The organism is Candidatus Binatia bacterium, assembly GCA_036382395.1.
In the GTDB taxonomy this organism is placed as follows: Bacteria; Desulfobacterota; Binatia; order HRBIN30; family HRBIN30; genus JAGDMS01.
Genome location: DASVHW010000246.1, coordinates 1 through 5,919, shown reverse-complemented (window position 1 = coordinate 5,919; position 5,919 = coordinate 1). Strand labels below are relative to the sequence as shown.

Genomic DNA, 5,919 nt, shown 5'->3' with positions numbered 1-5,919 from the left:
GTGCGTGAGGCACCGCGGAAGTTGCTGAAACAGATACCGGGGCTTGAGCTGGTGGAGTTGTCCGACTCCGACACCTGCTGTGGCAGCGCCGGCAGCTACAATCTCACCGAGCCCGAGATGGCGCAGCGCCTGGAGGAGCGCAAGGTCGCCAACATCCGCGCCACAGGCGCCACCTGTGTCGCGGCCGCCAATCCGGGGTGCGTGTTGCAGATCCGAGCCGGCCTGCGCCGCGCCGGGCTCGACATTCCGGTCGTGCACCCCATCGAGTTGCTCGACCAGGCGTACCGGCGGCGCAGCCCCTGAAGGGCGGCTTACTCCTCGCGGTCGTTCGGGGGAACGTTGGAAAAGTCGGGGCTGCGTTTTGCGAAGAAGGCCGACACCGCCTCGATATTCTCGGGAGAGCCGACACGGCGCATGAACGCCGCATCCTCGCGTCGGCGTGCGGCGGCCACCTGATCCTGGCGCGCAGCGAGGAGGAGGCGTTTCGTCCAGCGCAGTGAGCCGAGCGGCTTTGCTGTCAGGCGGCGCGCGCGGTCGAGGGCGGTGCGGAGCAGATCATCGGGTTCGCAGAGATGCGTGGCGATCCCGAGCTCGACGGCGCGCGCGGCCGAGATGAAATCCGATTCGAAGAGCAGGTCGATCGCCTGGCGGTAACCGATCAGCGCCGGCAGGAGGTAACTACTCGCCGCTTCGGGAACCACGCCGAGGGTGATGAACGGGGCACGGAGGCGCGTGCCGCGCGCAATGTAAGCGTATTCACAGTGCAGCAGCAGGGTGAAGCCGATGCCCACGCCGACGCCGTTCACCGCGGCGATCAGGGGCTTGTCGAAGACGCACAGGCGGTCCATGAACGAGCTGAAGCCGTGCTCAGCGCCGGACTCGACGGGACTGCCGCCCATCATCTCGCTCAAGTCCTGTCCGGCAGAGAACGCGTTACCCGCACCGGTGACCACCACTACTCGCACGGCATCGCTTTCCTGGGCCTCGGCCAGCGCATCGCGGAAGTCGCACCACATCTGGTGATTGAAAGCGTTCTTGCGCTCCGGCCGGTTGAGCGTAATCAGCAGAACGCCTGCGGACAGGTTTTCGATCAACGTCGCACGCGGCATGAGCAGACTCCTTATTCTCGGTACAGCTTGGGGCGCCGCCGTACGCCATCCAAGAGTGAGAGGTCGTTCGGTTCCATGTGGTAACCCTTGGGATGAGGGGGGCGGGCCTCGAGCCCCAAGGCTTCGACGACGCGCGCATGCTGGTAGTAGCCGGCGTAGGTATGGAAGGTCAGAGGCAGGACGAAGGCTTGCTCGTTCAGCAACTGCAGCTTGTCCTCTCTGGAGAGCACCGCGAAGCCCGGCGCATTCCGGCTGCGTGCCAGGCTGTCGAGGTCCGACAACCCTTGCACGATCATGGATCTGAGTTCGGGCGTGTTCTGCAAGGCCGCGTTGATGTAGCTGATCAGGCCGAGCCGCCCTGCGCCAGGCAGCTTTCCGTCGGTACTCGGCGGAATGATCTCGTCGAGCACGCTTGCCAGCACGCGCTCTTCGTCTGCGGAGAAACCGCGATTGTTGGTCTCGTCGCTCATGCCAGGTGTCCCTTATTGGCTTCGTCTCTGCGCAGTCTCAATCAAATAGGTTGGCGAGGTTCTTCTTGACCGTGCCTGCAATGTAGAGGGCGAGGGCTTGGATGGTGTTGGTGGGGTTCACGCCTGCTGCCGTCACGAAGATGCTGCCATCGATGATGAAGAGGTTGCGGACGTCGTGGCAGCGACCCCACTCGTTGACCACCGAGCGCTTCGGATCCGTACCCATGCGAGCCGTTCCCATCAGGTGCCAGCCGGCGAACGGCAGGGGAGCCTCCGCGATGGTCTCCTTTGCGCCGGCCGCCTCCAACACCTCTTTCCCCCTGGCCACGCAGTGCTCGAGCATCTTGCTGCTGTTCTCACTCAGGCGATAGGTCACCTTCGGTGCAGGGATGCCGTCGGAGTCCACGAGAGACGGATCGAGGGTCACGCAGTTGCTGCTCTCCGGAAGGTCCTCGCAGATCACGACCATGCCCGCGGTCCGGTCGAAGAGATCGGCGTAGGCGCGGTGGTGGTCCGCTCCCCATGGAAGGCGTCCCCACTGCATCCCCCGCAGGGCGGTGGAAACCGGCCCGCATCCTCTCAGGATCTCGAACGAATAGCCGCGCACGAAGCCGCGAGAGAGATCGGTCTCGTAGAACTCCTGACTCATGATGCAGCATCCGGTGGGCCCTTTGTATCCTTCGAGCGGCTCGTCGAAGAGACCCGTCACCATGGCATAGGGATGGAACATCAGATTCTTGCCCACCAAGCCGTTGCGATTCGCCAACCCATCGGGGAAGAGCGTCGAGCGAGAGTTCAGCAGGAGTCGGGGCGTGCCGATGCCATTGCACGCCAGCACCACGACATGGGCCTTCTGTCTGCGTTCCACACCATCCGCATCGTAGTAGATGACCCCGTCCGCCATGCCGTTCTCGGCGACGGTGATCTCGCGCACGCGGCAGCGCGTCTTCAGCGTCACGCCCTGCCGTAGCGCCGCAGGCCAGTAGGTGATGTCCGTGCTGGCCTTCGCGCCCTGCGCACATCCCAAGACGCACGTGCCGGCATTGATACAGGGGGCGCGGCCTTCGTATTCCTGAGTCGTGATGGCGCTATCCGACGGCCACCAGTGCCAGCCGAGCCGATTGAACCCCTTGGCGATGGTCTCGCCCAACTTGCCGAGCGCAACCGGTGGCAACGGCACTTCCTTGGGAGGATACGCCGGGTCGCCGGCCAGTCCCGACACTCCCATCATGCGAGCATTGATGTCGTAGAACGGCTTGAGGCGCTGGTAGTCGACGGGCCAATCGTCGGCGACACCGTCCAGTGTCTTGACCCTGAAGTCCGACGGGTGAAAGCGCGGAAAGTGGGCGGCGTACATGATGGTGCTGCCGCCGACGGCGTTGAACATCGAGGTCTGGATGGGTGAGGCGCTGTCATTGACGGGATAGTCCTCGCGCCGCCCGCGTGCGTTGGGGCTGAAGTTGAAGTCGCCGAGTTGGCGAACCTCCCAATCAGTCCTCACGCCCGGATACTTGGCTGGATCCATCCAGTCGCCTTGCTCGAGACAGAGGATGTTCATGCGCGTCTCCGCCAGGCTCCAAGCGAAGGCGGCACCCGCCGCCCCGGCACCGATGATCAAAACGTCGACAGGCTCTTCCGACATCACACACTGTTGGGTTCGAAGCTCGCGGTGTAGGAAGACTCCTTCGCGCCGATGCTTTCTTGGTGGGGTGTGGCCATGGCGACAGTGTACGGCGCGGCGGAGAACGACGTCAAGGCGGGGTGAGTTCGAGTGGCGTCGTTCATCGTCCCTTCAGCGCTGAGAGCGGGTGGATCGGCAGTTTCTGCTTGATGGGATGGGCGCTGGTAAGGCACAATCGGCGCTCCCTCTTTTTCCAGAAGGGCCGGGGTGAGGTGGTCAGATGTTCAAACGTCCGACGCGGGACACGAGGAGAAGCGAATCATGGGCGGACCGTTCGAAGGTGTGAAGATCCTGGACCTGTCTGCGGTCGCGTCGGGTCCGCTGGCCACGACGTTGCTCGCCGATCAGGGGGCGGAGGTGATCAAGGTCGAGCCTCCTGGAATCGGCGACGTGCTACGTTGGGTGTGCAGCAATCGCAACGGCATGTCGGGCATCTTCCACATCTGCAACCGGGGTAAGCGCTCGATCGCCATCGACCTCTCCAAGCAGCGCGGCAGGGAGGTTCTGCTCGAGCTGGCGCGCGGCTGTGACGTGTTCGTGCAGAATTTCCGGCCCGGTGCGGTCGAGCGCATGGGCTTGGGCTACGACACCATCGTGCAGGTCAACCCCGGGGTGGTCTACCTCTCCATCAGCGGCTTCGGGCCCTCAGGCCCCTACGCGCAGAAGCGCGTCTACGACAACGTCATTCAGGTGTACTCGGGTATGGCCGCCGTGCAGGATGCCGGCGAACCGAAGCTGATTCGTCAGCTCATCTGCGACAAGCTCACGGCCCATTCGGCGGCGGCGGCGATCGGCGCGGCGCTGTTCGCCCGCGAGCGCGGTCGTGGGGGCCAGCACATCGAGCTGAGCATGCTGGACACGGCCATCGCCTTCGTTTGGCCCGACGCGGCATCCGATCTGATGATGCTCGGCGACGGCGTGAACCGGCAGCCGACGGTCCCGAGCCGCTACTTCCTCACACGCTTCACCGACGGGTACGGAACACTCGCGCCGCTGCAGGACCGGGAGTTCCAGGGTCTTTGTGCGGCGTTCGGGATTCCCGAGGTCGCCGAAGACCCTCGCTTCTCGACACTGTCGGCGCGTATGAGCCATCCCGAGGAGGTGCGCGAACTCTTCGTGACCAGGATCGAGGAGGCCGCGGCCCGCCTCTCACGCGACGAGGCCGGCAAGCGTCTCGATGCCGAGGATGTTCCCTACGGGATTGTGCGTACGCTCGAGGAACTTCCCGATGACCCCCAGGTACAGGTCAATGGCATTTTCTTCGAACGAGAGCACCCGGTGGCGGGCAAGCTACGCGAGACGCGGCCGCCGGCACGCTTTCACGGCACACCGGCGGCGCCCGGTGCGCCGGCCCCGACTCTGGGGCAGCATACCGACGAGATCCTGGCGGAGATCGGTCTGGCCGGCGAGATCGCTGCGCTGCGTGGGGCCGGCGTCGTCGCCTAGCCCCAATGCCAGTAACGTAAGCGGCATCGTGCCAAGATCGCATCCTTCGAGACGGCGCCTGAAGGACGGCGCCTCCTCAGGATGAGCGGAGAATCATTGTCGCATCACAAGATACCGCTCACCCTGAGGAGGCCGCATGTTCTCAGCGGCCGAAGGGTGCCCGCCACCTCGGAGGCCCTCAAGTTACTGGCATTGGTTCTAGCCGGGATCAACTGCCCGGCGTTCCCAGCCAGCCGCGCGTGCGCACGTCGGCGAGCGTTTCGACCAGCGCCGGCGTAAAGTGTGCGCCTGCCGTCAGCGAGGGAGGCTCAACGCAACCGCCAGCACGCGATCGACCTGCTCCATGTGTTCGCTGCGAAGCGTCCCAGAAAGCTCGGTAAGGTGAGCTTTCAGCAGAGTGTAGATCTCTCCGCACTTCGCCACACTGCTCACCTCCAGCCCACCGCTACCGCGCGGCAGATCGACTTCCCAGGGATACGCTCCTTCGGCGCGACGCACCGTCGTGAGATGCACGACCATCACTTTCGGATAGTGTTCGTTGCAATTGAACGCCTCATGGGAAACGATCAGGAACGGTCTTCGCTTGCGCGATCCTCCCGGTAGGGCAGGGCTTCCCCACCAGATCTCACCTCTTTGCACGGCCGGATCCTCGGGGTTTGCGTGACGGTTGCTTGCGATCGAAGGCCTGGGCGTCGATCAGGTCGAGATCTTCAACCGCGTGTCCAGCCGTGCAGTAGCGCTCCACGGCCTCCGCGAGCCGCTCCCGCTCGATCCGTTGCAACTTTTCGTCCATGGCCTCCCGCACGAACTCGGAGAGCGTCCGGTACCGCCCGGCCTCTATCAGTGGTTGAACCCGCTCGATCTGCGACGCCTCCGCGTTGATCACTGTTTTTCGTTTCGTGGTACCCACGGTTAGTATACTAGATTTGGCGACTACTATAGTCAACTCATCCTGTGATCCAAGGAAGCGCCAGGAGCGGGCATCTGTTGAGGCTCCGCGTGCGCTGCACCGCTCCCGCCAGCGCCATTGTCGATGATCGTCAAGTTACGCTTACGCTATCCGCCGTCTGGTTACGGCAACACACGCACCGTAGCGGTTGCAGGCGCGGGACAGCCAGCGCCACCCCTCACGACGATCGCGAGCACAGTGCAACACGAGGTCACGCGGTGCGACCCTTTCGGTGCCGCCAGTCACCGCTTACAACATCAGTTC

At 64.1% G+C, this 5,919-nt stretch carries 7 protein-coding genes; 2 read left to right on the top strand and 5 right to left on the bottom strand.

The genetic code is table 11. The annotated features are described in order from the left end of the window. On the top strand, positions 1–303 hold a 303-nt coding region (locus tag VF515_11540), incomplete at its 5' end, for a (Fe-S)-binding protein (GenBank protein ID HEX7408266.1). A gap of 8 nt (positions 304–311) precedes the next feature. On the opposite strand, the gene VF515_11535 is transcribed toward VF515_11540, so the two are convergent. From VF515_11535 to VF515_11525, 3 genes are read right to left on the bottom strand one after another with little or no spacing between them, the layout of a single operon-like run. Continuing rightward, positions 312–1,109 carry an enoyl-CoA hydratase-related protein gene (locus tag VF515_11535; protein HEX7408265.1) on the bottom strand — a complete coding sequence of 266 codons (798 nt, stop codon included), beginning with the start codon at positions 1,107–1,109 and terminating at the stop codon, positions 312–314. Positions 1,110–1,120: 11 nt separating this feature from the next. Next, complete coding sequence (locus tag VF515_11530; GenBank protein ID HEX7408264.1) at positions 1,121–1,579, bottom strand: gluconate 2-dehydrogenase subunit 3 family protein; 459 nt, start codon at positions 1,577–1,579, stop codon at positions 1,121–1,123. A gap of 37 nt (positions 1,580–1,616) precedes the next feature. After that, positions 1,617–3,221 (bottom strand): GMC family oxidoreductase, encoded by a 1,605-nt coding sequence (locus VF515_11525; protein ID HEX7408263.1) that lies wholly within the window; start codon positions 3,219–3,221, stop codon positions 1,617–1,619. A gap of 300 nt (positions 3,222–3,521) precedes the next feature. On the opposite strand from VF515_11525, the gene VF515_11520 reads away from it, so the two are divergent. After that, positions 3,522–4,706, top strand: coding sequence for a CoA transferase (locus VF515_11520; protein HEX7408262.1), 1,185 nt, complete (start codon positions 3,522–3,524; stop codon positions 4,704–4,706). A 294-nt stretch (positions 4,707–5,000) separates the two neighbouring features. Here the strand turns inward: VF515_11520 and VF515_11515 are convergent, their stop codons facing one another. Both VF515_11515 and VF515_11510 read right to left on the bottom strand, forming a co-directional pair. Beyond that, positions 5,001–5,345 (bottom strand): type II toxin-antitoxin system PemK/MazF family toxin, encoded by a 345-nt coding sequence (locus VF515_11515; protein ID HEX7408261.1) that lies wholly within the window; start codon positions 5,343–5,345, stop codon positions 5,001–5,003. Continuing rightward, complete coding sequence (locus tag VF515_11510; GenBank protein HEX7408260.1) at positions 5,332–5,592, bottom strand: hypothetical protein; 261 nt, start codon at positions 5,590–5,592, stop codon at positions 5,332–5,334. The genes VF515_11515 and VF515_11510 overlap by 14 nt, the downstream gene beginning before the upstream one ends. Between the last annotated feature and the right edge of the window lie 327 nt (positions 5,593–5,919).

Excerpts from the sequence above, each read along its gene's own strand:
- VF515_11535 (HEX7408265.1), bottom strand. The coding sequence starts at position 1,109 with ATGCCGCGTGCGACGTTGATCGAAAACCTGTCCGCAGGCGTTCTGCTG.
- VF515_11525 (HEX7408263.1), bottom strand. The coding sequence starts at position 3,221 with ATGTCGGAAGAGCCTGTCGACGTTTTGATCATCGGTGCCGGGGCGGCG.
- VF515_11520 (HEX7408262.1), top strand. The coding sequence starts at position 3,522 with ATGGGCGGACCGTTCGAAGGTGTGAAGATCCTGGACCTGTCTGCGGTC.
- VF515_11530 (HEX7408264.1), bottom strand. The coding sequence starts at position 1,579 with ATGAGCGACGAGACCAACAATCGCGGTTTCTCCGCAGACGAAGAGCGC.